General features: G+C 43.0%; 22 protein-coding genes, 1 tRNA gene and 1 pseudogene. 10 read left to right on the top strand and 14 right to left on the bottom strand.

Annotation, left to right across the window (positions count from 1 at the left end):
- Positions 1-39 precede the first annotated feature (39 nt).
- The 4 genes from IT6_RS09900 to IT6_RS09885 form a co-directional block, all read right to left on the bottom strand.
- A tRNA-Ser gene (locus IT6_RS09900) sits at positions 40-127 on the bottom strand.
- An 80-nt stretch (positions 128-207) separates the two neighbouring features.
- Positions 208-1,053 carry a D-alanyl-D-alanine carboxypeptidase family protein gene (locus IT6_RS09895; protein ID WP_206826496.1) on the bottom strand — a complete coding sequence of 282 codons (846 nt, stop codon included), beginning with the start codon at positions 1,051-1,053 and terminating at the stop codon, positions 208-210.
- Positions 1,043-1,567, bottom strand: a complete 525-nt coding sequence (locus IT6_RS09890; RefSeq protein WP_206826494.1) for a GIY-YIG nuclease family protein — start codon at positions 1,565-1,567, stop codon at positions 1,043-1,045. Before IT6_RS09890 ends, IT6_RS09895 begins: the two co-directional genes overlap by 11 nt.
- Complete coding sequence (locus IT6_RS09885; protein WP_206826492.1) at positions 1,555-2,835, bottom strand: RNA-guided endonuclease InsQ/TnpB family protein; 1,281 nt, start codon at positions 2,833-2,835, stop codon at positions 1,555-1,557. The genes IT6_RS09890 and IT6_RS09885 overlap by 13 nt, the downstream gene beginning before the upstream one ends.
- Positions 2,836-2,855: 20 nt before the next feature.
- On the opposite strand from IT6_RS09885, the pseudogene tnpA reads away from it, so the two are divergent.
- The 3 genes and pseudogenes from tnpA to IT6_RS09870 all read left to right on the top strand — a co-directional run bounded on the left by tnpA (position 2,856) and on the right by IT6_RS09870 (position 6,015).
- Positions 2,856-3,270 (top strand): annotated as a pseudogene (gene tnpA, locus IT6_RS09880) (IS200/IS605 family transposase).
- Positions 3,271-3,585: 315 nt separating this feature from the next.
- Positions 3,586-4,146, top strand: a complete 561-nt coding sequence (locus IT6_RS09875; RefSeq protein WP_242524222.1) for a hypothetical protein — start codon at positions 3,586-3,588, stop codon at positions 4,144-4,146.
- Positions 4,147-4,629: 483 nt separating this feature from the next.
- The gene (locus IT6_RS09870; RefSeq protein WP_242524221.1) at positions 4,630-6,015 is read left to right on the top strand and encodes a cellulose synthase family protein; all 1,386 of its coding nucleotides are present in this window, start codon (positions 4,630-4,632) and stop codon (positions 6,013-6,015) included.
- Here IT6_RS09870 and IT6_RS09865 read toward each other — a convergent pair.
- Positions 5,989-6,672, bottom strand: a complete 684-nt coding sequence (locus IT6_RS09865; RefSeq protein ID WP_206826488.1) for a phosphopantothenoylcysteine decarboxylase domain-containing protein — start codon at positions 6,670-6,672, stop codon at positions 5,989-5,991. The genes IT6_RS09870 and IT6_RS09865 overlap by 27 nt on opposite strands.
- Before the next feature lie 97 nt (positions 6,673-6,769).
- Between IT6_RS09865 and lipA the strand changes: the two genes are divergently transcribed.
- From lipA to IT6_RS09850, 3 genes are all read left to right on the top strand, one after another.
- Complete coding sequence (gene lipA, locus IT6_RS09860; RefSeq protein ID WP_134440722.1) at positions 6,770-7,630, top strand: lipoyl synthase; 861 nt, start codon at positions 6,770-6,772, stop codon at positions 7,628-7,630.
- A 239-nt stretch (positions 7,631-7,869) separates the two neighbouring features.
- Positions 7,870-8,661, top strand: a complete 792-nt coding sequence (locus IT6_RS09855) for an N-acetylmuramoyl-L-alanine amidase family protein (RefSeq protein WP_206826486.1) — start codon at positions 7,870-7,872, stop codon at positions 8,659-8,661.
- Positions 8,662-8,713: 52 nt separating this feature from the next.
- Positions 8,714-9,769, top strand: a complete 1,056-nt coding sequence (locus tag IT6_RS09850; RefSeq protein WP_206826484.1) for a serine hydrolase domain-containing protein — start codon at positions 8,714-8,716, stop codon at positions 9,767-9,769.
- Between the two features lie 32 nt (positions 9,770-9,801).
- Here the strand turns inward: IT6_RS09850 and IT6_RS09845 are convergent, their stop codons facing one another.
- Both IT6_RS09845 and IT6_RS09840 read right to left on the bottom strand, forming a co-directional pair.
- Positions 9,802-10,899: a hypothetical protein gene (locus tag IT6_RS09845; protein ID WP_206826482.1), complete on the bottom strand. Its 1,098-nt coding sequence runs from the start codon at positions 10,897-10,899 to the stop codon at positions 9,802-9,804.
- Positions 10,900-11,030: 131 nt separating this feature from the next.
- Entirely contained in the window at positions 11,031-12,329 is a 1,299-nt protein-coding gene (locus IT6_RS09840; RefSeq protein WP_206826480.1) for an APC family permease, read from the bottom strand.
- 92 nt (positions 12,330-12,421) lie between these two features.
- Here IT6_RS09840 and IT6_RS09835 point away from each other — a divergent pair, with 92 nt between their 5' ends.
- A complete protein-coding gene (locus IT6_RS09835) occupies positions 12,422-13,771 on the top strand; it encodes an aminotransferase family protein (RefSeq protein ID WP_242524219.1) in 1,350 nt (449 codons plus the stop codon).
- Positions 13,772-14,040: 269 nt separating this feature from the next.
- Here IT6_RS09835 and IT6_RS10700 read toward each other — a convergent pair whose 3' ends face one another.
- On the bottom strand, positions 14,041-14,703 hold the full coding sequence (locus IT6_RS10700; protein WP_206826478.1) for a dienelactone hydrolase family protein: 663 nt from the start codon (positions 14,701-14,703) through the stop codon (positions 14,041-14,043).
- A gap of 518 nt (positions 14,704-15,221) precedes the next feature.
- Between IT6_RS10700 and IT6_RS09815 the strand changes: the two genes are divergently transcribed.
- Together IT6_RS09815 and IT6_RS09810 are read left to right on the top strand one after the other, a co-directional pair.
- Entirely contained in the window at positions 15,222-15,590 is a 369-nt protein-coding gene (locus tag IT6_RS09815) for a transposase (RefSeq protein WP_206826472.1), read from the top strand.
- Between the two features lie 150 nt (positions 15,591-15,740).
- Entirely contained in the window at positions 15,741-16,469 is a 729-nt protein-coding gene (locus tag IT6_RS09810) for an RNA-guided endonuclease InsQ/TnpB family protein (RefSeq protein WP_206826470.1), read from the top strand.
- 43 nt (positions 16,470-16,512) lie between these two features.
- On the opposite strand, the gene IT6_RS09805 is transcribed toward IT6_RS09810, so the two are convergent.
- The 5 genes from IT6_RS09805 to IT6_RS09785 all read right to left on the bottom strand — a co-directional run bounded on the left by IT6_RS09805 (position 16,513) and on the right by IT6_RS09785 (position 21,066).
- Positions 16,513-16,806, bottom strand: coding sequence for a hypothetical protein (locus IT6_RS09805; RefSeq protein ID WP_206826468.1), 294 nt, complete (start codon positions 16,804-16,806; stop codon positions 16,513-16,515).
- 338 nt (positions 16,807-17,144) lie between these two features.
- The gene (locus IT6_RS09800) at positions 17,145-18,341 is read right to left on the bottom strand and encodes an argininosuccinate synthase (RefSeq protein WP_206826466.1); all 1,197 of its coding nucleotides are present in this window, start codon (positions 18,339-18,341) and stop codon (positions 17,145-17,147) included.
- Between the two features lie 18 nt (positions 18,342-18,359).
- Complete coding sequence (dxs, locus tag IT6_RS09795) at positions 18,360-20,252, bottom strand: 1-deoxy-D-xylulose-5-phosphate synthase (protein ID WP_134440733.1); 1,893 nt, start codon at positions 20,250-20,252, stop codon at positions 18,360-18,362.
- A gap of 32 nt (positions 20,253-20,284) precedes the next feature.
- Positions 20,285-20,530, bottom strand: a complete 246-nt coding sequence (xseB, locus tag IT6_RS09790) for an exodeoxyribonuclease VII small subunit (RefSeq protein ID WP_134440734.1) — start codon at positions 20,528-20,530, stop codon at positions 20,285-20,287.
- A 5-nt stretch (positions 20,531-20,535) separates the two neighbouring features.
- On the bottom strand, positions 20,536-21,066 hold the full coding sequence (locus IT6_RS09785) for a hypothetical protein (protein WP_242524217.1): 531 nt from the start codon (positions 21,064-21,066) through the stop codon (positions 20,536-20,538).
- Positions 21,067-21,449: 383 nt separating this feature from the next.
- Between IT6_RS09785 and IT6_RS09780 the strand changes: the two genes are divergently transcribed.
- Positions 21,450-24,095 (top strand): valine--tRNA ligase, encoded by a 2,646-nt coding sequence (locus IT6_RS09780; RefSeq protein ID WP_206826464.1) that lies wholly within the window; start codon positions 21,450-21,452, stop codon positions 24,093-24,095.
- Between the two features lie 51 nt (positions 24,096-24,146).
- Here IT6_RS09780 and recA read toward each other — a convergent pair whose 3' ends face one another.
- On the bottom strand, positions 24,147-25,187 hold the full coding sequence (gene recA, locus IT6_RS09775) for a recombinase RecA (RefSeq protein ID WP_206826456.1): 1,041 nt from the start codon (positions 25,185-25,187) through the stop codon (positions 24,147-24,149).
- Positions 25,188-25,350: the final 163 nt, after the last annotated feature.

The following is a 25,350-nucleotide window of genomic DNA, read 5'->3' as shown; positions in this document are numbered from 1 at the left end:
TTTTTCCATAGAAGGCATAAACAAATGGTGATGGGTATGCGGACAGAGTGGGATTCGAACCCACGAGGGAGCTTAACTCCCTAGCGGTTTTCAAGACCGCCCCGATCAACCACTCCGGCATCTGTCCACAGCAGCGACATATTCACCAAAAAATTTTACTGTATAAGCATCGCTCAGACAACATATTATGAGAAAATCAAGAAGAGTTCATTGAATCGGCCCTCCCATGAAGGGCTGCAAAAGGACAAGTGCATCTTGCCATTTGTTTGGACTATCAAGGATAACAATAATGAGTTTTTTATTCTGCCTCTGACAGAAGCCTACAAAAGTATTTCTTGATTCCGGAGTCCAGCCTGTTTTTCCAGCAACCATTCCCTGGTAAAGGTCAAGCAACTTATTTGTATTCATGAGGTATTGGACCGGTTTACCATCCAAAGTGGCTAATTCATAACTGCTCGAGCTTGCTACTTTCACTAATTGGGGAATATCCAAAAAGGCTTCAAAAATTTTTCTCAAATCATTGGCAGTCGTCACATGCCCTGGATAAGAAATACCGTGAGGATTTTGAAAATGGGTATGAGTGCAGCCAAGGCTTTTGGCTTTTTTGTTCATTTCATCAACAAAACTCATCACCGTACCACAAGATTGCCGTGCTAGAGCCATTGCCGCTTCATTACTTGAAGACAGCAGAAGAGCATAAACTAGGCTCCTTACCGCATATTTTTCACCGGGGAAAAACCGAATAACGGGATATTCAGTTAAACCAAGATCAGCAGGTTGGATCGTTACCGTTCCTTCGAGTTTAGTTTTTTCATAGGTTATAAGAGCGGTCATCAGCTTTGTTGTGCTCGCTGGATAATATTGAGAGTCAGCATCACGGCTAAAGAGATCTTTTTTCTGATCGCTATCCCATACTAAAGCCGATCTGGCTTGTAAGTTTTTGTTAATAATAGAAATATCTTCTCCCTGAGCGGAGATAAGAAGTAATAGAATCAAAGGAAAAGGAAAAATAAAAAGAAAAAAATTTAATTTAAAAACGCATTTATTTTTCATGGTCATTAATCGATCGGATAAGCTTTTTTACAATTTCTTCTCCATTCCACATCTTTGGAGTATATAATAAATGGCTTATACATTTGTTGGTACAATCCGTCGAGCCAAATCCTGGAAATGGAGCTTTTACATTAGGCAATTTGTTAATGGCTTTTGCAAAAACGCATTCTAAAGAAATGATCGTCTCGCAAAAACATAAATATAAAAAACGGGCATGAGGAGTTAAATAGTCTATATGCCAATAAACTTTCTTTATCTGGTCCAGGTGCCTAAGAATGCGTCTTTGCAATCCTCCTTTGCCCAATGCAGAACCGCAATAACAATAATAGCCTTCATTAACGATAAGTTGGGTGTTTTTAAAATTCAAAGTTAACTGATTTAAAAAGAAAAAAAGGCTATAGGATCCTGGGGTTGCTGGAATAACTTCAGGGCTAAAAGTGGGTAATAAAGACACAAAATTGACATCCTCCCCGGCCTGAAGGCCGGAGATTCCTACGGCGCTCAGGGGTGGCATGGCGCCTCTCCTGGGTCGCTTCGGTGGGTTCCTGCTTCCGACCGCCAGCGCGGTTCGATCCACAGGCCATCCGGGCTGACGGCTTGCGCCATCCCGCTGCAAGCGTGCAGCGTGTCCTGCCCTTCGTCCCGCAACATTTGCATCCCACAAGAGAAGATGTTGATTGCACCGACCACATCGGCGTTGACCTCAAAACCACATTCCACACACGCAAACCAGGCCTGCGTCTGGCGGTTGTCCGCCGAAACGTGTCCGCAGCACGGGCAGGCGCGGCTCGTATTCTGCGGCGGCACGGCGATCAGCCGGCCGCCCCGCCATGCCAGCTTGTAATCCAGTTGGCGACGGAACTCGAACCAACCTTGATCCAGGATCGACTTGTTCAGGCCGGACATGGCCCGAACCTTTCGGCCTGGAGCCTCGACAGTGCCCGCCGCCGACCCGGACATGTTCCGTACCTGCAAGTCCTCGACGAAGACTACAGCGTGGTTTTTGCTGATCGCGGTCGAGGTCTTATGCAGGAAGTCGCGGCGGACATTAGCGATGCGTGCGTGGATGCGCCCAACTCTTGCTTTTGCCTTCCTCCAGTTGTTGCTGAATCTGACCCTGCGGCTCAATGACTGCTGCGCCTTGCGCAACGCCATCTCATGCCGCCTGAAGCTGTGGAGCGGGGCGTAGAACGTGCCATCCGAGAGCGTAGCGAAGTGGGCGATCCCCATGTCGATGCCAACCGTACCCCCTTGCGGAACGATCTGCTCGACCTCCCGCTCGGTCTGGATGCTCACGTACCACTTACCGCATGACTGGCTTACGGTGACGTTCTTGACTACACCGAGCACCTCCCGGCTGTTGCGGTAGCGCAGCCAGCCGAGCTTGGGCAGAAAGATGCGGTTGTTGTGCTGCTCCAGCTTGATCTGCTTCGGGTCGGGATAGCGGAAGCTATCCGACATGCCTTTCTTCCTGAAGCGTGGGAAACCAGCCCACTTGGCAAAGAAGTTGGCGTAGGCTCGCTCCAGGTCTTTGAGGGATTGTTGCAAGGGATGCACCGGAGCGTCCTTGAGCCATGCCGTCTCCGCGCTGTTGCGCCACTCGGTGAGCAGCTTGCACAACCCAGCGTAGCCAAGTTTTTTCTCGCCTCGCTCGTGGCGCTCCTTCTGCAACGCCAGCGCCCTGTTGTAGACGAACCGGCATGAGCCAGCAAAGCGGCACATTTGCCGCTCTTGCTGGCCGTTTGGCATCAATTCGTACTTGAAGGCTTGGCGGATAAGCATGGAAACATTATACTTAGCCTATGGCGCAAAATCAAGATATAAGACATGGACGGCACTATGTCTTCAAGATGCACGTCCATTTGGTCTTCGTGACGAAATACCGCCGCAAAGTGTTCGACGACGACGCCATCAACCGGCTGCGCACGATCTTCGCCAAGGTCTGTGCCGACTTTGAGGCGCAACTGATCGAGATGGACGGCGAGGACGATCACGTCCATCTACTCGTGGAATATCCACCCAAGGTCGCCGTCTCCAACCTCATAAACAGTCTCAAGGGCGTATCCAGCCGGCTGCTGCGCAAAGAGCGGCCCGACATTCAGAAGCGTTACTGGAAAGGCGTGCTGTGGTCGCCGTCGTACTTTGCTTCAAGCTGTGGCGGTGCGCCGATTTCCATCGTGCGCCAGTACACCAGGGCAGCTGCAGACGCCACACTGAAAACGGGCCAAAGGCGAAGTTTCGGCGAAGCCAAACCCAAGGACGGCTACGCCCTCCGCGCTATCCTTCCCCGCCCCAAGCGGCGGGGCAAGCCCGCGCACTTGGTCAATTTCCCATATCCCATGAAAGCAAGATAGGTCTGTCGGCTAAGCATTATTTTTTTCTTTCTTTTCCCTTTTAAGAAAAGATAAAATATAGATATCAAAAAACCCGATTGGAACACCCTTTTTAATATTTTAGGCTATATTATTCTTTTTAGCAGCATAGCCTATTTGTCTCTTCATGGGCAATGCTCCCCTTTTAAATTTTAATGTTATGCCTACTCAGTTTTTTAAAAAACCTTTAGCTACCCTTCTTATTTTTCTTCTCATTTTTTCGCTACCTTCGATTAATCTTTTCGAAGTTCATGCAAAAAGCCTCAAAGATACAATGAAGGAATACATTGAAGCCGTCAGAGAAACAAAAGAGAAAAAACTCATCCATTTCTTTCCAAAGAAAAAAGCTGTCCCATTGCTTATTTACACACAGGGAGATCTTTCAAAACCGCATTTTCAATGGACTGTTAACCAGACCCAGCTAGAAAAAGATTTCAAGTCCAAAGGTCCCCTATATCATCTTTTTTTTGATAAGACAAAAACCACTGACCATTCTTTTTACCATTCCAAGATGGAAGGGCCTACATATCATGAGTTGTTCGACACCAAGCATGCAGCTGGATTAACCTACCATGACCTTCTCAAAAAAGAATCTAAAGGCAAATGGAAAAAAAGGGGGAAGAGTTTTCTTTTAAAAAGTCCACAAGTATGTGATTATATCCGGTGGGAAAAAAAACAGGGAAAGTGGGTTATAGAAGAACTGGCTATTACCTCACCTTAATCTTTCTTCCATCTAAGGCAATAGCTTTAGCTCTTTCCATCCGTCAATAACACTATCTTGCTTTCAATCATTTTTTGTCCCATAAAACCAAAGACACTGGTCCAAAACACTTATTTTAAGTACAACTCCAAAAGACAGACCATGAGATGAGAAAATCTTGTCTTGTTTTTTTCTTTGATTTTATCAAAAAGAAGCAGATAAATGGTTTGTCTTGATATTCATCTTAATTGCCAAATATATTCGAGCGCAAATTAAGGATGCATATTTAAAAATTCTGCCTATGAACATAATTATAAAGAGGATAGTAGGCTCTTTTTATTCTTCATACAATTTGGCTCAATACCGATCTAATCCTTTCTTCAGTTGCACAACAGCTAACCTTTCTATTCATAAAAAAACAACACCCAACCGAGGACATTGACTATGATATCCATCGGCTTTTTCACTCTTGCGCTAGTTCTTTTAATTCATGGAATCTATCGGATGAGTCTAATACTAAGGTTATGGGGAGGATCATCTCAATGGGACCAGCAATTACAAGCCAACCTTCTTTCCTATCCTTATCCTGAGGTAACGATACAACTACCCGTATACAATGAAAAATCAGTTGTAGAACGACTACTACATGCAGTTTGTGAAATCGACTATCCAAAAAACAAAATGCAAATACAGGTCATTGATGATTCTACTGATGAAACCACAGCGATCATAGCGAAATGGGTTTATGAATATAAAAAGAAAGGATTTGACATATCTCATTTGCGCAGGGGTAGCAGGGAAGGATTCAAAGCTGGTGGATTGCAGTATGGCTTGGAAAGGGCAAAGGGAGAATTCATCGCCATTTTCGATGCTGATTTCCTTCCCCCACCCTCTTTTCTTAAAGAAACACTCCCTTATTTTCATTCTCCGAATGTAGGCATGGTCCAAGCCCGGTGGGGATATTTAAATCGGGATACAAATCTCCTTACTCGCTGCCAAGCCTTATTTTTAGATGGGCATTTTCTGCTTGAACAGCCAATCAGGTATAAATACAACCTGTTCTTCAATTTTAATGGAACGGCCGGTGTCTGGAGGAAAAAATGCATTATCGACTCTGGAGGATGGGAAGGAGATACATTGACTGAAGATTTAGATCTCAGTTATCGTGCTCAATTCAAAGGATGGAAATTTGTTTATGCACCCAGAATGGTTGTTCCGAGTGAACTGCCTTCTCCAATCGTTGCCTTTAGAACGCAACAGCACCGCTGGGCAAAAGGAGCTATTCAAACAGCAAAAAAGCATCTTTTTTCCTTACTCAAAGGATCATTTTCTACAGCTTCTAAAATAGAAGGATTCTTTCATCTTTTAGCTCACTCCATTCACCCTATTGTTGCAATATTGGTTATACTCAATGCGATTACCTTTTTTTGCTTCCCTTTACCCAAATCTGGCGCCCAGGAATTTTTAGGTTTCCTTTTTTCCATTATATCTTTATTTTATCTTTTTTACCTGGCCGTCATTATTTTCTTAAGCAAAAAGCTCCAGCTCAGCACACTCGTTATCCTTCCTTTTTCCATGGCCATGTCTCTAGGTATGGCTTTCGCTAATACAAAGTCGGTAATCGATGGCTTATTTGGCAAAAATAACGTTTTTGTCAGAACACCTAAAAATGGCTCCTGTAATTCGCAAAAGCCCATTTATAAGATCGATCACAGTCTAACCCTTCCTCTTATAGAAACCACTTTTTCAGCCATTTTTTGTATCGCCCTCTATCAAGCTATACAGAAACATTTCTGGTTTTCCTTGCCGACCCTTTTCATGCATACTCTGGGCTTCGGTTATGTGGGTATTGCTACTCTCTATTCAATCGCCAAGATGAAAAGGGGGTAACTCGTCAAGCCGTTTGTTCCTTAAGCTTATCTTAGGGAGGAAAAAATCCCCCATTTTTTCTACCGAGGGTACATGGAAGAGCTCCCCTTCCCGATTTAAAATGCCATAACCCAGTCCGTAAGCTGGTCCATTGATCACACAGTAGTCTGAACCACTTCGCTCTATCTGCCTTTTCCCCTTTAAAAGAACTGTATCGTAGTCAGCCTCTACTTCATATTTCCAACCCGCAATCAAGGCGTCTGGAAAGATGGTGCGCAACTTGTCGATGAGTTTTTCTGCAGGCACAACTTTAATCCAATATTCCCTATCACTTGTAATCTTTGTTTTAATCGCTTCTTCTCCATATTGATCTACAATCTGTTGGACTCTGAAATCGCAGAGAGCTGCCGCGTGAAAAATTGCATCAAAAGAATGACTCTCTGAAAGCTTTTTTATCTCTTTCCATAATCCTTCATTCGTATCGAAAAGGTAAAGAGTGAATTGGGGACTAATTGGGCGTAAAGAAGAATGGCTACCCAGCAAACACACTACTTCCATTCCCCATTTACTGAAGTAAGAAGACAACTCAATGCCTAGCTTGCCCGTAGAGAAATTCGTTATCCTTCTTACCTGATCAATAGGTTCAAAACTAGGGCCACAGGTTATCAATACCTTCATCAAGAGTTATTATTCAAAAGCTCTCTTTTTATACAACCGTTATTTTTTTTAATAAATCAGTTGATTGTTATGAAAGTTCCTCATTAATTGACTACCTATGGAACAATCGCTTATGAATAGAAAGCCTCCCTGGCTAAGAGCAAAAATTCCCGGAGGAGCTGCATATAATGAAATCCGGCATCTCGTCCATTCCTATAATCTTCACACAGTCTGTGAAAGCGCCCTTTGTCCCAATATAGGAGAGTGTTGGAGTAGGAAAACGGCTACTTTCATGATTCTTGGGGATCGTTGTACCCGAAGTTGCCGATTTTGTGCCGTAACGACTGCTAAACCTCTTCCCATAAATCAAGAAGAACCTAAAAATGTAGCCTTAGCTATAAAAGCCATGGGACTAAAATATGCGGTTATCACTTCGGTTGCCAGAGATGATTTGAAAGATGGAGGAGCAGAAGCCTGGGCTCAAACAATCAAAGAAGTCAGGGCATTGAATCCTCAAACGAAAATCGAAGTTCTCATTCCTGATTTTCGGGGAAATAGAGAAAGTCTCATGAAAGTGTTGGATGCAAAACCCGATGTATTGAACCACAACATTGAAACCGTGCCCAGACTCCAAAAACGGGTACGTCCACAAGCTCGCTACGAAAGATCGCTTGAGGTTCTCAAGCAATCCGCAGAACAAGGATTTCCTACAAAAACTGGTCTTATGCTGGGCATTGGGGAAACAAAAGAGGAAATTGAAAGTACTCTTTTAGATCTCTACCATATCGGCGTCAAAATTCTCACCCTAGGTCAATATCTACGTCCCTCCCCAAACCATCTACCCGTCGACAGGTGGGTCAGTCCGGAGGAATTCAAGAGCTGGAAAGAATTTGGCTTAAGGCTAGGTTTTAGCCATGTGGAATCTGGACCTTTAGTTCGCAGCTCCTATCACGCCGATGAACCCTGGCAATCAGGCTAAATGAAAGCAGCAGGGAAACTAAAAAAAGATAATCTTATTTGACCAAGTTTTTATTGGTTTAAAAAGAAGGGGAAAAAACATCCATTTTGCGCAGCCATAACTACCTATGGACCTTAAAAAGCAAGCATTAGAAAAAGTGAGTTGTGAAATTTAGTATCCACTCAAGATAGATCTCGATCTTGTCTAAGTTTTTTTTGAATTTATAATGGCTATTTAAACAAAAAAATCGCTATTGAGTTGTGAAAAATATTGCTTGGTTTGTTGTTTTCTTTTTTCTTTTTTCTCCATCTTTAGTTTTGGCTATAAAGCCTTTTTCTAAAGCTCTGATCGACCCTGGACACGGTGGTATTGATTCAGGAGGCACAAGCGGGAAAAGAGTAGCCCATTACCTGGTAGAAAAAGACTTGACCCTGGATGTTGCAACAAGGCTTGCTTATGAACTTCGTAAATCTGGACTAAAAGTCATAATGACGAGAACAGATGATCGATTTGTCGATCTGGATGATAGGGTCAAACTCGCCAACTCTTTAGGTAAAGACACAATACTGGTAAGTATCCATTTCGATGCGCTTTCTGACCGCCACCAAAGAGGAATTAAAACTTACTTCTGGCACGCGAACAGTTTTGGGTTGGCTACAAGAATCCAACGAAGCCTGGTCAGAATAACAGGACAAAAAGACCTCGGTGTAATCCGTCGTAGGCTACGACTTACACGCAATTCTGTGATCCCCGCTGTTCTTTGCGAATGTGGTTTTATGACTAATCCTCATGAAAACAAACTCTTAGCTTCTCCTTCCTATCGAAAGACATTAGCGGTCGCCATCGCCAAGGGAATACTAGAAGAAAACCGTCTCGGAGACTATGGAATTACACCGGTTGCTGAAATCTGGGCACCGCTTTCCAAAGCTTCCGACTCCCCCAGGCACGTATTTCATAAAAAACACAAAAGAAAAAAGCATGTCAAAAAACTCGAGGCTTCTCTTGAAAAAAAGGGAACTGCTGAGAGACAAAAAAAATATTTTTTAAGCTAGATCCTTCAATTATTATTAAAAAATCAAAGCGCACCTGTTTTTACGAGGGTATATGGGGTTAGGTTTTTATTTTTATTTTTTAGTGCTATTTCTTTTCCTTTTAAAAAGCTCCTTAGTTTTTGGGCTTCAGGTTGATAAAGCCGCTACTTATTCAAGACAACACAACCATCTATCTCTTCTCATCATCAAAAATGGACAAGTTATTCACGAAGAATATTCTGCCGGAAATGGTCCCTTTATCCGTCACCGGATATTTAGCGGCACAAAAGGTTTTTGGGGTATAATCGCAATGAAAGCCATAGAAGAAAAGTTCCTTTCATTGCATGAACCTGTTTTCTTAACGATCAAAGAATGGAAAGAAACAACCGATCCAAGGAAAAAAATTACAGTTTATGACCTGCTCCATTTCATCGATGGCATAGAACCTGCCTTTTACCTTCACAATGATGGTTTCGTGGATCGGAACTTTCATGCCCTTTTTTTAAAGCCGATCAGGGCCCCTGGTTCCATCTTTACCTATGGTCCTAGCCACTTGCAAATATTTTGCGAACTTCTTAACCGAAAGCTGAACGCAGCCGGTTTAACCGCTTGTGAATACATGGAGAAAAAACTGCTGTTGCCCTTGGAAATTCATAATGTGGAATTTAAAAGAGACGGTCATGGCAACCCCCTTCTAGCTGCGGGTTTTCGGCTCACTCCCAGAGAATGGTCAAAACTCGGAGAACTCATTCTTCATAAGGGTTGGTTCAAAGGAAAAAAAATTATCTCTTGGGAATATTTAAAAGAATGTTTCCAAGGAAGCCCTATTAATCCTCTTTATGGAATAGGATTTTGGGTCAACTCTTTAGCTCCCTACGGAAGAGAAATTGATGTTGAACAGGAACTGAGTAAACCCTGGTATAACGAAAACTGGAAAAATGGTTCCCTATGCAATGATGCCCCTGCCGATCTTATTGAATCTATTGGATCAGCCAACCAAAGAATGTTCATCATTCCCTCAATGGATTTGATTGTGGTTAGGCAATCTCATGGCGGAGGTTTTTCGGATAGAGTATTTCTTAAGCTTCTTTTAGGGAGAAAAGGGCTAACAGCAACTTCCGAAGAATAAACCGAAGGTTTTTTAAGTTTTTGGAAAAAAATTTAATTTTCAACTTTAACAGAAACGATCAACCCGGCTTCCTTTGGATTCCATTTATAACCAAAGCCAAAGGGAAGAGGCGATTGATCTTGCTTTGAAAAAGCCTCTTCCAAGTCTTTTTGATAAAACTCCTTGAAGATGTTTAAAGGCGGTGTATAAACTCCAAAAAGAGCGACCTTTCTGCCTTCTTCAAAAAGATAACGGTAAGGTATCCCACTATCATCCTGAACTATCGCCTGGCTACGCGAAAGAAGAAATCCTCTTAAAGAAGAAAAACTCCCTCCATGTAGAAGGTAAGAAGCAGATTTAATTACGGTATTGAAAGGACCTAGTGAAGAAAGGAAATGTTTCAGGCTACCCTCGAAACCCACATTAGACAGGTCTGATTGAAAATAATAAAGGGTTTTGAGTTCTCCATTGATATAAAACCGGATAGTTGCATTGGAAACAGTTGTTTTACATTCAATAATTTTGCCTCCCGATCGAACAATCATGATAAGAAAAAGAGGAACATTACCCCCGAGCATTGAAAGATCTTGTCGCAACTCCTTGGTCACGAAATAACCTGCTTTAAAGTAACTGTGCAAGGAAGTTAAAATCAGCGGAAAAGTTCGTTCAAAAGTTTTTACCGACTCCGTCGTTAGGCACCTTCCCGAAAATTCTCGGCTAGCCAAGACATAGGTAGTAGCCTCAGGAAAAAGACTCAGAGGAAACATCAAATCTGGGCCACTAAAAGGGTAAAAAACTGGCAGCGAAAGATCAGTTAATCGACTGAGTTTGGCTTTGGAAAATTCTCGAATAGGTTTCCATGACCATAAATCTCTTTTTTGCCATAGTTTTTCTAAGGATTGCGCATACAACTGCCATGACTGGGTCTTTTCATAATCAAAAAGGAGTTCCGATTCCTTTTTTTCAACCGGAAGCCCACCCAAAAATAAGCTGATTGTATTTATACTTTCTATATTTGAATTGCTGAGCGGGGATAAATCTTCCTCTTCATTTTGAGCAAAAAGAGCTTGATAAGAAAAAATAACAAAAAGAAACAAGACCGATCCGATAATTTTCAAATAATTTTGAAGATTTTTTTTTCTATTCCTCATAAGTTTTTTCAACACAATGACTACCAGGCAAGATAGGTTATTGGAAACTCGGTGATAATCCTTATCTCCTTGCTATTCAAGACAAAAAATCCGACTATGAAAAAAGTTAACCTCCCATAAAAGATTCATTGTTAAGGAGCAGTTCTTTTTACAGAAAAAAAATAAACAATGATACCCAAAGCAAAAGTAGATAATCCAAGCAGTGATTCGATAGGACGTTGTCTAAAAACCTGCAGAAGGATTACGGACTCAACGATAACATAAAGAAGTGGAGTAAAGGGATATCCCCAAGTAGAGTAAAACCGTTTAAGGGTAGGTTCCTTGAAACGCAAAACGATAACTCCTGCTACGGTGAGAACCGTGGAAAGCCCCAAAGAAAATTCTACGTAAGTGATTATACGCGCAAAGGATGAGCTCAATAGCAGAGAAAACATGATCAATGCTTGTAATATTAAGCCCATATAAGGAACGCCTTTACTCGAACGTTTACTTAATATTTTGAAAATAGGATAGTCTTCACCGATGGCTGCAGCCACTCTTGGGCCTGTCCAGGCCATGGCACTCAAAGAAGAAAGAAGGCTAATACCAATCAGGAAACCGGCGAACCGGCTTCCCCAATTCCCAAAAATTTGTCTTGCCACAATCGCTCCGACCTCGATTTGACCTGAAATCTGTTCCTTGGGAACAGAAAAAACAAATAGAGCATTAAGTAAGCTGTATATAATCATAACCACGGTTGTCCCTAAGATGAGGGATAAGGGGATATTTTTTTTAGGATTTTTTATTTCTCCAGCAATATAGGCTGCAGCATTCCAACCCGAATACGAATAGAGGGTATATATAAAACATAAGGCGAAAGGAGGGCTAAAAAAAACCGAAAAATCTCCAGCTTGAGGTAAAAGATTAACCTTTTCTACATCAATATGTCCAAAACCATAAAAAATAAAAAATAGGATTAGCCCCATTTCTATGACGATGAAAATATTTTGAAAAATTGACTCCCATCTCACACTCAAAAGATGAAAAACATAAACGAAAATCGATAGAAAAAGGGAAATCCAAAGTGGCGGGATGCCAGGGAAAACATAACTAAAATATTTTCCCATAGCCATCGCCGTTGCAGCAGAAGGAGCAGCAAAACCAACGGTCACTGAAAGCCATCCCGCCAAAAAACCTATGATCGGATGATAAATCTTACTTAAAAAAAGATATTCTCCTCCCGATCGTTGAAAAATAGCTCCTAGTTCAGCATAACAAAGAGCACCACTCAAAGCAATGATTCCACCCATTACCCATATAGAGAGAATGACAAAAGGAGAAGAGATCTCTTTAATCTGAAACCCCACCGTCGTAAAGACCCCTGTTCCAATCATGTTTGCAACAACGATTGAAAAAGCGGTAAGTGGGGATATCTTTTTAAATCCGATCATAGTTTGAAATTTTCTCTTTTTTAAACGCAAAATTCCAATCTATTCTCCCTTTCTTTTGGGTTACCCTTACAGTAAGTTTACAGCTTATAAAAATGGACAAGGCAATGATCCCTTCCTCTTTACATTTCTTTAAACCCCTAACCGATATCCCCTCCTTATCAATAGAGAAAGCCCATGGCATTTATCTTTACACCAAAGAAGGGAAGAAGATCATTGATGCAGCTTCAGGAGCCGTAGTTGTCAACATCGGTCAAGGGAGAGAAGAACTTGCAGAAATAGCCCTGGAGCAGATAAGAAATCTCAATTACATCTTTCCTCTCTGGACATCAAAACCTTTGGAAGATCTGGTTAAAAGATTATCCAGTTGGTTTTCCCAAACTTACAGGTTTTATTTTACAACTGGTGGAGCGGAATCTGTAGAATCGGCTTTGCGTTTTACTTTTTTATATCAGGCAATGGAAAACAAGCCTTGGAAGAACAAAATACTTTCTCGATATACTTCTTACCATGGAACTACTCTTGGAGCATTGTCCGCAAGTGGAAATTTTTTAAGAAGGAAAAATCTCGAACATTGTCTATTCGATTGGCCTAAAATCCCACCTCCTTATTGTTATCGCTGCCCATGGTCAAAGACTTATCCATCCTGTGGCATTGCTTGTGCAGAAGTTTTAGAAGAACTGCTCAATGAAGAAACCGCAAAGAGTATTGCTGGCTTCATTGCCGAACCCATAATTGGTGCTAGTGGTGGAGCCATTGTGCCTGTCGATGAGTATTGGCCAAAAGTTGCTGAAATTTGCAAAAAACATGAACTGCTTTTGATCATCGATGAAGTCATGACGGGTTTTGGAAGAACAGGCAAACGTTTTGCCTTTGAACATTGGAAACTAGAACCCGACATCATCGTCTGTGCAAAAGGACTTTCCAGTGGATATAGCCCCATGGGAATGATCGCCGTTAAAGAAGAACTGGTTCAAAAATGCGAACAAAAAGCAAAAAGTTTTATGTTTTATACCTATACTTCCAATCCCCTAGGTTGTACAGTTGCAAACAAAGTTCTTGAGATTATAGAGTCTGAAAGACTCATTGAACACTCCAACCGTATAGGGGCCTTTTTAGGAGAGTCTTTAAAAAAGGCACTCTCGGATCATCCTCTAGTGGGAGATATTAGAGGAAAGGGACTCTTTTGGGGTGTAGAAATTGTTCGCAATAAGCAAACAAAAGAACCCTTTGATCCAAAGGAAGGTTGTCTAGGCAAGATCATAACAAGCGCTCTGGAGCTAGGGGTCTTTTTCTATCCTTGTCAAGGAATGGTCGATGGCGTTTCAGGAGAAGCTTTACTTGTTTGTCCTCCTTTCACTGTTACAGAGGCAGAGATCATAAACATCGTAGATGTATTGAAAGAAAGCCTTGATCGTCTCAAACAAGCTTTAGCTATGACTTAGATGAAAACAAAAAGGTAGGATTTGCTTGCTCAATTCCAGAACCTAACAAAGGGGTAAAACTGCCCTGCCCAACGTCAATGACGCTTTTGGCAAGTAAAGGAATGGTTGGCTAGGGTTTGAGGAACGGCTTGAACGAAAAAAAGTTCTGGTCTATATGCAGACATTCAAATCAAACAGACTTCAACAAGGCAAGAAAGCTCGGTTTATTGATACTTGATAAAAAAAATAGATTTGCCTGACAGAACGAGTAGGCTCTAATTGAAATAAAGTTAGGTTTTGGACCAATGGGCTGAAAACCAATCTGCTGCAAAAGTTGCAACTCGATCTAGAGTACCCGGTTCTTCAAAAAGATGAGAAGCCCCAGGAATAACTATCAGTTCTTTTTCGCATCGAAGGGAATCCATTGCTTGTTCATTGAGTCTTAAAACAAATTCATCAAGACTACCCACGATGAGAAGAGTTGGAGCCTTAACCTTTGGAAGAAATTCTCCCGCTAAATCAGGTCGGCCTCCACGAGAAACAACCGCTTTTACCTTTTCTCCAAGCTCAGCAGCAGCAACCAAGGCTGCTCCTCCCCCGGTACTCGAACCGAAAAATCCTATTGCATAACCTTTGGTCACTTTCTGTGACCTCAGCCAATGCGCTGCACCTACAAGCCTTCGAGCAAGCAACCCGATATCAAATCGATAAATACCGCTAAATTCATCTTCGGCTTCTTCATCAGAGGTAAGAAGATCAAAAAGAAGGGTAGCTGATCCTTTTTCTCTCAATGTCTTGGCTACAAACTGGTTCCTAGGACTAAAACGACTACTTCCACTTCCATGAGCAAAAAGCACAATACCCCTTGCTCCAGGAGGAATTTCTAATGTTCCAGGTAGAGAAATATCACCAATTATGACATTGACTTCCTCTTTGAAAGCTTCGTTGATCACAAGACTAACTATGAACTCTAAATGGAGAGAAATCAAGAAACGACTGAACAGCCCTATGAGTTCTGTTAGAAAAAAACATGATGATACAGCCTTAGGTATGCATGAGTTTATCCTTTGGGACGTCATAGGCGTTTCTACCCGAGCCCACGCCGCAGTGCTCCACCCATAATCGGGCGGCGATTGAGGTGGTGATGAAGCGGCGCTATCGTCCGTCAGGGCGATCAGTCCGGCATGTTTTGTCCCTCGATGTATTGTTTCAGGACTGCAAGCGGGGCGCCACCCACGGTGATGATGCAGTAGCTGCGGCTCCAGAAGAGGGGCTTTTGGCAATAGAACTTCCGCAGATGCTTGGAGAACTCCTTGCGGATCAGCCTGGAAGTGACGGTCTTGAGGTTGTTGACCAGAGCGGAGGGCGCGGTTTTTGGTGTCAGCTCCAACAGGATATGGACATGATAAAACACAGTGGTATAGTTGCTTCAATGGTTGTTTTTCCATAGCAACCTAATATCATTCAAGCCATGGTGCATCGTAAAGTTACCTATCGATTGTATCCCACCCTGCGCCAGATCGAGGCGCTGGAGTGGTTGCGCTGGGTGCATTGCCTGCTGTGGAACAGGGCGATGGATGAACGCCGCAGGGCCTGGATTCAGCAGCAAAAATCCCTGTCTTTCTTCGATCAGTGCAAAGCATTGACCGACTGGCTGGCCCAATCGCCCTTGCTTCGGTCGGTCAACGCCCAATCCGAACAGCTGACGTTAAAGCGCCTGGATCTAGCCTTCCGGCACTTCTTCGGCCGGGTGAAGAACGGTGAGAAGCCGGGGTTTCCCCGCTTCAAGCCGCTGCATCGTTTCAAAGGATGGGGTTACAAGACCCACGGAGATGGCTAGCGCTTGCTTTCTGGTCCTGGGATGAAACACGGCAAGTTGCGCCTCTCTGGCGTTGGCGAGCTGCGCATCCGAGGCAAGGCCCGGAGGGTTGACGCGCCCAAAACCTGCGAGATTCTGCACCGCCGCGGCACATAGTACGCCTCGGTTACGGTGGAGTGCGAGCCCGAGAGATTACATGGGGAACGGATCGGTGGCCTGGATTGGGGTGTGGAAACGTTCGCCACCCTGGCCACGCCGGAAGGGGTGGAGCGGATCGAAAATCCCCGGCATTTGCAGCGCTCTCTGGAACGAATCGGCGCCGGACAAAAACGCATCTGCCGCAAGGAGGAAGCGGTGAAAAAGGCCAGCGGCAAGATGAAAGGCTTTCCCCTCTCCAACCGTCTGAGGAAAGAATACGCCCTTTTGGGCAGGTTGCATGAGAAGGTGACCAACCAGCGCCAGGATTTTCTCCACCAGGCCAGCGCTTGGCTTGTGGCCACCTTTGCGGTTTTGGGGCTGGAGCAGTTGAACATTCGTGGGATGACGGCCTTGGGCGGCGCGTACAAGAGAGGCTTAAACCGCGGCATTTTCGATGCCGCAGCCGGCATGTTCCATCAGATGCTCAGGTACAAAGCGCAAGAGGCTGGTGGCTGGGCGATGGAGGCGGATAGCCGCAAGCTTAAGCCCAGCCAGCGCTGCCAGCTGTGCGGCAGGCTGGAGAAAAAGCCCTTGTCGCAGCGCTGGCATGATTGTCCTTGTGGCGCATCTTGTTCAGGTGATGAGAATGCCGCCAAGCTGCTTTTGAGCTGGGTCATGAAACAGATTGGTGGCCGGGAACCGGCCAAGGCATGGAGGGAGGTAAGACCGGCAAGCCTTCCAGGCAACCCGGAACTCCCGTAGAAGCGCGAAACTCACGCCATACCATCAGGTTGGCGGGAGTAGTTCATTTGCAGCCAGCTTGCGATAGCAGATTGTCAGATTCTGCCTTCAGCTGGTGGGAGATCTCAAGTCCGAGCTTTTCGGCAAAGAGAGAAGCAGCCCGCAGCGCCCCCGCGTTGAATATTTGTTCATCACGCTCGGCTGCAATAGGGTCATGTCTTGTTGAATCGAGCACGGTTTTACAAATCAGCTCGACAATAGCGCGAGTGTGGTGATCATTGTGGTCTTCTGCTCGTTTAATGTTCTGCGTCACTGCTGTCGCCGCAAGACGAGCTAAGAAATATTCCCATGCCTTCATTTCATGCCACTTCACACTTGAATTTAAAAACAACCATAACCAAGATATCTTTTTATTTCAAGTGGGCATTTTAATTAAAAATCGATCATGCTATACTTCCCTTAAAAAGGGATCTTTCATTATATCCAGTCTTTCCTCAAAACCTTCTGGCCTTTTGCTCTGCAGGTCAACCTCACATCTGTAATATTACAAGCTCACTAGACTACGCTTTGCTGAAAAAACATCTTCCTAAAAAAAAAAGACCCTCAAGCCTATTGATACTGTGAATGCTTCGAACTCATTCAGAAAGTACTCTTCACTGGCTACAGGGTTAAATAGTAAAAGAGAAAACTATTTAGCTATTTTCCTTGTTGAGAAGAAGCAATTGTCCTGAGTCGTAGAGAATTCAGACGAATAAAACCTGTTGCATCCTTGGGATCATATGCTCCTTGATCAGATTCCATCGTCGCAAGTTTAGGGTTATAGAGTGAATAAGGACTTTTCCTACCCAAAGTTGTGAGATGCCCTTTATATAGCTTAAGGCGAACAACCCCGCTTACAAAATGTTGACTTTGATCAAAAGCCGACTGGAGAAAATATCGTTCCGGGGAAAACCAAAACCCATTATAGATTAACTCAGAATATTTAGGAATTAAGCTATCGCGCAAATGCATAACTTCCCTATCTAGAGTCAGCGTTTCAATCTGCCTATGAGCAAAATGAAGAATTGTTCCTCCAGGACACTCATATACTCCTCTCGATTTTATGCCTACAAACCGATTTTCTACAATATCCACCCTTCCAATTCCATGTCTAGATCCCAGTGCATTAAGCGATCTTAATATTTCGACAGGCTCTTTTTTTTCTCCATTGATTCCTACACAATTACCCTTTTCAAAATCCAATTCGATAATCTCAGGACAGTCCGGTGCCTCTTCGGGGTTTTTCGTTAACCTGAAGAGATCCTGCGGAGGCTCTTGCCATGGATCTTCAAGCACCCCACTTTCATAGCTGATATGGAGTATATTCCTATCCATAGAATAAGGTTTTTCACGACTTACGGGTATTTCTATACCCTGTTTCTGCGCGAAGGCTATTAAATCTTCTCTTCCCTTAAAATTCCACTCTCTCCATGGTGATATGACTTTTAAGTCCGGGGCTAATGCAGCATAAGCCAACTCGAACCGAACCTGATCATTGCCTTTTGCTGTTGCTCCATGAGCCAAATAATCCGCTCCCTCCCTCCTGGCTATTTCTACTTGTTTTTTAGCAATGAGCGGTCGGGCAATGCTCGTTCCTAAAAGATACTGATTCTCATAGATGGCTCCGGCTCTAATCATTGGATACACATAATCGCTCACAAATTCCCGGGTCAAATCTTCAATAATGCATTTCGAAGCTCCCAGTTTTTGAGCTTTTGCTTCCAGACCTTGGAGTTCTTCCTCTTGTCCCAAGTCGGCACAAAAAGCGATAACTTCAGCTTCATAAGTTTGTTTGAGCCATCGCAAAATAACAGAAGTGTCCAATCCGCCCGAATAGGCCAAAACGATTTTCATATTGTCCCTGTTAGGTTCTCAAGCAATTTCAAGAGTCGTGTCGGACTTAGAACGACGCAAAATCTTCAAGGACTGTTCCAAAGCATTTTCAACAGTAATTCCATATTTCTTTCTCAAAATGTCGACTTTACCATGTTCTATGAATTTATCCGGCCAACCAATTCTAACGACAGCTGTTCTAAGTCCGAGTTCTTGAAGTTCCTCAAGAATAAGGGAACCAAATCCCCCCGCAAGTACATGATCTTCAATAGAAACGATCAGATCCACGCTCCTTGCAAAAAACTCAAGTGTACCCCGATCGAAAGGTTTAACCGTTCTAGGATTAATCAACGCAGCTGAATAACCTTGTTCTTCCAGCTTCTGGGCAAGCTCTTTGCCCATTTCAACCATGACCCCTAAGCTGAATATGGCTACATCGCGACCATGTTTAATCACCTCTGCCCTTCCTATGGGAATCATCTCGGGCCGTTCTTTAACAGCGACCCCACTTCCCGTTCCCCGGGGATAACGAATGGCTACAGGTCCTGGATGATGCATCGCTGTAAATAGCATATCGGCCAATTCATCTTCATCTTTGGGATGCATAATCGTAATATTGGGAACCGTTCTTAGATAGGCTACATCAAATAGCCCGTGATGAGTTGGTCCATCATCCCCTGATAAGCCTCCTCGGTCAAGGCAGAACACGACAGGAAGTTTCTGTAGACAAACGTCATGAATAATGGGATCGTAAGCTCTCTGAAGAAAAGTTGAATAAATCGCACAATAAGGTTTAAATCCTTTTGTGGCAAGCCCCGCTGCAAAAATTACCGCATGTTCCTCAGCTATGCCGACATCAAAATACCTGTCAGGAAATTTTGGTTGAAACTTATCCAGAGCTGTCCCATTAGGCATTGCTGCGGTAATGGCAACTACATTCCTGTTCATATCAGCAAGCTTAATCAAAGTCTCTGCAAAGACTTCTGAAAACGTCTTTCTTGGATTAGCAGGTGTTTCACCAGTAATTGGATTATAAGGACCAAGCCCATGGAATTTCTTTTGTTTTTCCATTGCGGGAGGAAAACCTCTTCCCTTCTGAGTGATAACATGAAGTAAAACCGGATATTCCTGGTTCTTCAGAAACTCAAAGGTGGATATTAACCGGCTGATATCATGACCGTCGATGGGACCATGATAGGTCAGCCCCAGTTCTTCAAAAATCACACTCGGCCACAGGAGACTTTTAAAAGCTTCTTCGGCTTTTCTAGCCACTTTAAGCACATTTTTCCCTGGCCATTTTTCCAGGACCTTTTCTACCCTATCGCGCAAGTAAGAGTAGGCAGGATTAGTAACGATCTTGTTGAAATAACTGGCTATAGCTCCTACGTTTTTGTCGATAGACCATTCATTATCGTTAAGAATGACAATGAGTCTTTGGGTTGTTGAAGCCACATTATTTAAAGCTTCGAAAGTTATTCCACAGGTAAAAGCGGCATCTCCACAAAGGGCGATCACATGCTCCTTGCCTCCTCTTCTGTCCCTTGCTGCCGCCATACCCAGGGCAGCAGATAAAGCGGTTCCCGCATGCCCAGCTCCATAACAGTCATATTCACTTTCTTCGCGACTCATGAAGCCTGAAATCCCCCCATGCTGCCTGATCGTATGAAATCTATTCTTTCTTCCCGTAAGGAGTTTATGAATATAGGCTTGATGACTTACATCAAAAACAAAATTATCTCTAGGAACATCAAAAACATAGTGTAAAGCAAGAGTGAGTTCCACCACGCCTAGGTTTGGTCCTAAATGACCACCGCATTTTGAAAGGACCGTGATCATTTCCTGCCGAATCTCTTCAGCCAGCTTCGTCAATTCTGGAATTTGAAGTTTCTTGAGATCTGCCGGACTATCAATACTATCAAGTAGCCTTTCCATAATTTCCTCCTCGATTAAAAAAACTCCTTAGCTTAATCATCCTTGTTCTGAACCCCGTTATTTTCCCTTTGGGATAGCACGATTATCCTTTGTTCAGCTTGATTAAGTTTCTCATCGCAGATCTTCAATAATCTTTTTCCCTCTTCATATTTTTGCAGAAGATCTTCCAGGGGTAGTTGGCCTGACTCAAGACTATTAACGATCTCTTGAAGCTTTTTAAAGGCTTCTTCAAAACGCATCTCCTTTTCTTCTGAACCGTTTAGTTCGTTAGGGCTCATAAATCTTAAGCTACAGATTGATATTTTTCTATTTTAAATCGGCTATCTGAAGATATTAAGGATCCAAGAGATTTCCATCTCATGCCTTCCATTTCATAAAACCCTTGTAAATATATAGAAACGTATAGGTGAGGAAATTCTTCGAAAAGAATATCGACAGCTTGTTGTAAAATTTCATTAGGCGGTTCATCAGGGATCTCTTCAACAACACCTTTTTCATCGTGAACTATTCCCAAAAGATCCAACCAACGACACAACATTGGACTTTGGGTTTCTATTAACCAATGAGAGAGAAGATAAAAACTCATGGTTTCACTTCGGGGGTGAGAAAGTACCCTTTTACATAAAAGATGTCTTTGGGTTTTTGGCATTTCCAATAGCTTGTTAATCCGGATGCCCATCCCTTTTGAAACCATATCGAGCAAAAGACGATAAAGCTTTTTATCAGATTGATGAGCACATAAAAGAATTTGATGCGATAAATCATCGGATATAGAATCCCAAATCAAATAGGTAGGCATAGAGTAATGATCCATTTTAGAAGAATATTTTAAAAAAACAATCTTATTCTCTTCGTTCTAGTTGTTTTCATTTTAAGTTGGTCTATTTTACTAAAGAATTGTTGAGGGGCTTTAACTGTTTGTTAAGGAGTTGCGTAGCGTTGAGCGTTGTTATACAATTTGAGCATGTCCAGAAAGCCCTCCAGCAAGTTCCGCCGGGATGTGAAGCCTGTGGAAAGAAAGGCCCTGAGGTAGGTCGCAAGAGCTATGTGAAACAGGCCTTGAAGAAGCAGGAAACAAGCCTCGTTCCTGTATGAGCAGCAATGTGCAAGCCTGGTGGAACGGTTAAAAATAACCCATTATAGACAAACGTTGGGAAATCATTCCCTTTTGTTTCTATCGATGATAAAATAGAGCTGATGCATACTGATGATATTTTCCCCAAGGCATACGAGCCAGCTACCGTTCAAGATCGACTTTACAAACAATGGCTAGAGCAAAATCTCTTTCATGCTAACGAACATTCATCTAAGCCTTCTTTTGCCATTGTCATGCCTCCACCCAACATCACCGGTGTGCTTACTCTGGGCCACGTCTTAAACAATACCATCCAGGATATTTTAATTCGCAAAGCCAGAATGGAAGGCAAGGAAGTTCTCTGGCTTCCCGGACTGGATCATGCAGGACTTGCCACTCAAGTGGCCGTACAAAGATATCTGCTTAAAACCAGAAAAATTGATCCCCGAACTTTGTCCAAAGAAGAATTTTTGAAAATTGTGTGGGAATGGAAAGAAAATCATTCCCAAAAGATATTGGAACAGCTTCAAAAATTGGGATGTTCGGCTGATTGGCAAAGAACCCGGTTTACTATGGACCCCGCTTATAGTCGAGCCGTTTCGAATGCTTTCATCAAACTTTATCATAAAGGATTGATCTACAGAGGAAAACGGATGATTAATTGGTGTCCTGCCTCACAAACAGCTCTTTCAGATGAAGAAGTCATTCCCAAAAAAATTGAAGGTATCCTTTTTTTCGTTCGTTATAGACTTTTAGACGATCCCTCTATTTTTTTAACCGTAGCCACGACTAGACCTGAAACGATACCAGCTGATTCAGCTTTAGCCGTTCATCCTGAAGATACCCGATACCAAAGGTTTATTGGAAAGGCTTGTCTTAGGCCTTTTCCCAAAGAACCCATACCCATTATCGCTGATCATCGAGTAGATCCCCAATTCGGAACGGGAGTGCTCAAGATCACTCCAGCTCACGATAAACTCGATTTCGAGATCGGAACAGATCATAACTTGCCGATCCGGGATATTCTGACAGCAGAAGGGAAAATCAACTGTCCAGAAGTAGCCGAACTCCATGGATTGGACCGATTTGATGCCCGTAAAAGAGCTGCTGAACTTTTATCTTCACTTGGGCTTTTAGAGTCCGAACAACCCTATAGTCATGTCGTCGGTTTTAGTGAAAGAGCCGATGTAGCTATCGAGCCAAGAATTAGTGAACAGTGGTTTTTAAGGTATCCAAAAACTCAAGAAGCCTTAGAAGTTGTTAAAAATAAAATCGTCTCTTTTTTCCCCTCGTACTGGGACAAAGTATACGAACACTGGATAAAAAATATTCAGGACTGGTGCATTTCCCGCCAAGTATGGTGGGGGCATCCTATTCCGGTATGGTGGAAAAACGGTTCTTTTATGTGCCAGTTGGAATCTCCAGGAGAAGGATGGCAACCCGACCCTGACACCTTGGATACTTGGTTTTCTTCATGGCTGTGGGCCTACGAAACCATGGATGAAGGGACAAGGAAAAAATTTTATCCTACCGATGTTTTGGTTACTGGACCAGATATTATTTTCCTGTGGGTTGCTCGAATGATCATTGCAGGATTAGAATTTAAGCCTAGCCAGTCCGAGGAAATAAGTCAGAATATCCCTTTTCGAAAGGTTTATTTTACGGGTCTTATTCGGGATAAGCAGGGAAGAAAAATGTCTAAATCTCTAGGCAACTCTCCTGACCCAATCGAGCTGATTCATAAATACGGTGCCGATGGCTTAAGATTCGGCCTTTTACGAATTGCTCCGCAAGGTCAGGATATCCGCTTTGACCAGTCCCAAATTGAAGAAGGAAGAAATTTCTGTAACAAACTTTGGAATGCCTGCCGATTCCGAAGTCGTTTTGGGAAAATCAATCCTCATGCCAACCCCTGGATCCATCCGAAATCCTCTTTCTCTCATGAAATTCTAAGAAAACTCGGCCAAGCCTCTTCTCTGTTAAATGAAGCTTTTAAATCCTTCGAATTTAATCAGGCTGCAATTATCCTTTATGAGTTTGTTTGGAATGAGTTTTGCTCGAAATTCATCGAAGCAATGAAATGGGAACTTACTTTTGATTCCAAAGAAACTCATTTAGGGGCTTTTGAAGCTTTTGACTATTCGATGTCCATTATTCTGAGATGGCTTCATCCTTTCGTTCCGTTTGTCACCGAAGAGTTATGGCAGAAAATGGGTTTTGGCCAATCGACAATCCAAACCGAAAAGTGGCCTGAAGCAGATCTCCTGGACATCTTAAAAAAACCCCTCTATGACCCCAAATCCGCCTCGACCGCAACGGCTATTTATGAAGCAGCCACAGCCACCCGTACCCTCAGGTCTCTTTACTGTCCTAATCTTAATCAGAAAATTAAATTTTTTATCAAGAAAGACAGAGAACTTTCTGATCTTGAAAAGGCTGTCTTTTGTGGTCTTATTGGAGCTTCTTCACTTCTATCCATCGATACCCGGCCAACGATCAAAACTCCAGCCGTGTTAACTCCTCTAGGAGAAATATTTTTGCCTTTAGAAGGCCTAATCGATTTTGAATCTGAGAAACAACGGATCGATAAAGAACTAACACGATTAAAAAAAGACCAGTCCCTTTTGGATAAAAGGCTATCCGATGAACAAACTCTTTCCAAGGCCCCTAAAGAAAAAATCGACCAATGGAAGGAAGAAAAAATGGCTATTGATTCAAAAATAAAAAGACTTGAAGAGCAATGGAGTTATCTGAGCGATAAAAACTAATAACAGCTTGCAAACAAGCTGGCCATGGCTAAACCCAGCACAACGCTTCCCCTAGTTTCTCGCAGCAAAAGAAGAGTTGTTTTTGAAAATCTTTTCTTTTGTTGCCGTCTCAAGTTTGGCAAAAAGATTAGCATCAGATTTCAGAAGGCTGACAACCGCTTCCCTTCCCTGCCCCAGTTGATTCCCCTCAAAATAAATCCATGAACCTCTCTTTTCGACAATTTGTTCTTCAATGGCCACATCGATCAATGATCCTTCCCTGGATATCCCTTCGTTATAAAGAATATCAAATTCACATTCAGTAAAAGGAGGAGCCACTTTGTTTTTTACAACTTTAAGCTTCGTTCTGTTTCCATAAACTGTACCATCTGTCCCCTTTAACTGGGCCAATTTCCTAATATCTATCCTTACCGAAGCATAAAACTTCAAAGCTTTTCCCCCTGGTGTTGTCTCTGGATTACCAAACATAACTCCAATCTTATCCCTGAGCTGGTTAGTAAATATACAAACGGTTTTAGCCTTGCTTATCTGGGCAGTGAGTTTCCTTAATGCACTGCTCATCAGTCTAGCTTGAGCCCCAACAACAGCGTCTCCCATTTGTCCTTCTATTTCAGCTCTTGGAGTCAGCGCAGCAACGGAATCAATGACAATCACATCCACCGCATTAGAACGAATCAGAGTCTCGGCGATCGTCAAAGCCTCTTCACCTGAGTCGGGCTGAGAAATAAGCAGTTCATTCATGTTGACTCCCAATTTCCTGCAATATTGAGGATCCAAGGCATGTTCAACATCAATGATTACTCCTACTCCTCCTAATTTTTGAGCCTGCGCAATGACCGTTAGAGCCAAAGTTGTTTTACCCGATGACTCAGGACCATAAATCTCAACTATTCTGCCTCGGGGGAATCCCCCTACCCCTAACGCCTTATCGATAACCAGGCATCCCGTTGGAATGGTCTCGATTTGAAGCCTGGATCGATCATCACCTAACCGTAATATCGAACCTTCACCAAATTCTTTAGCAATGGATTGTATAGCCAGCTCTAGGCTTTTATCCTTTAAAGGCGTTTTATCCTCGATTTTCGTACCCATATAACCGTTCTCCTTTACCCTAATTTTAGCAGAGTTGACTATCCAATCGAATCTGTTTTTTTGAGATATTTGTTTTATTTTTTTTCCTGGTAGTCAGTCCCCACCCTACAAAAAAGAACTAATACTAAAAGCCATCCTTTTAAAGACAAATATGTTGATAAAA

Origin of the sequence: Methylacidiphilum caldifontis, assembly GCF_017310505.1 — a bacterium.
Lineage (GTDB): Bacteria > Verrucomicrobiota > Verrucomicrobiia > Methylacidiphilales > Methylacidiphilaceae > Methylacidiphilum > Methylacidiphilum caldifontis.
Note: the sequence above shows the minus strand (reverse complement) of the source record. Positions and strands in the feature narration are given on the sequence as shown.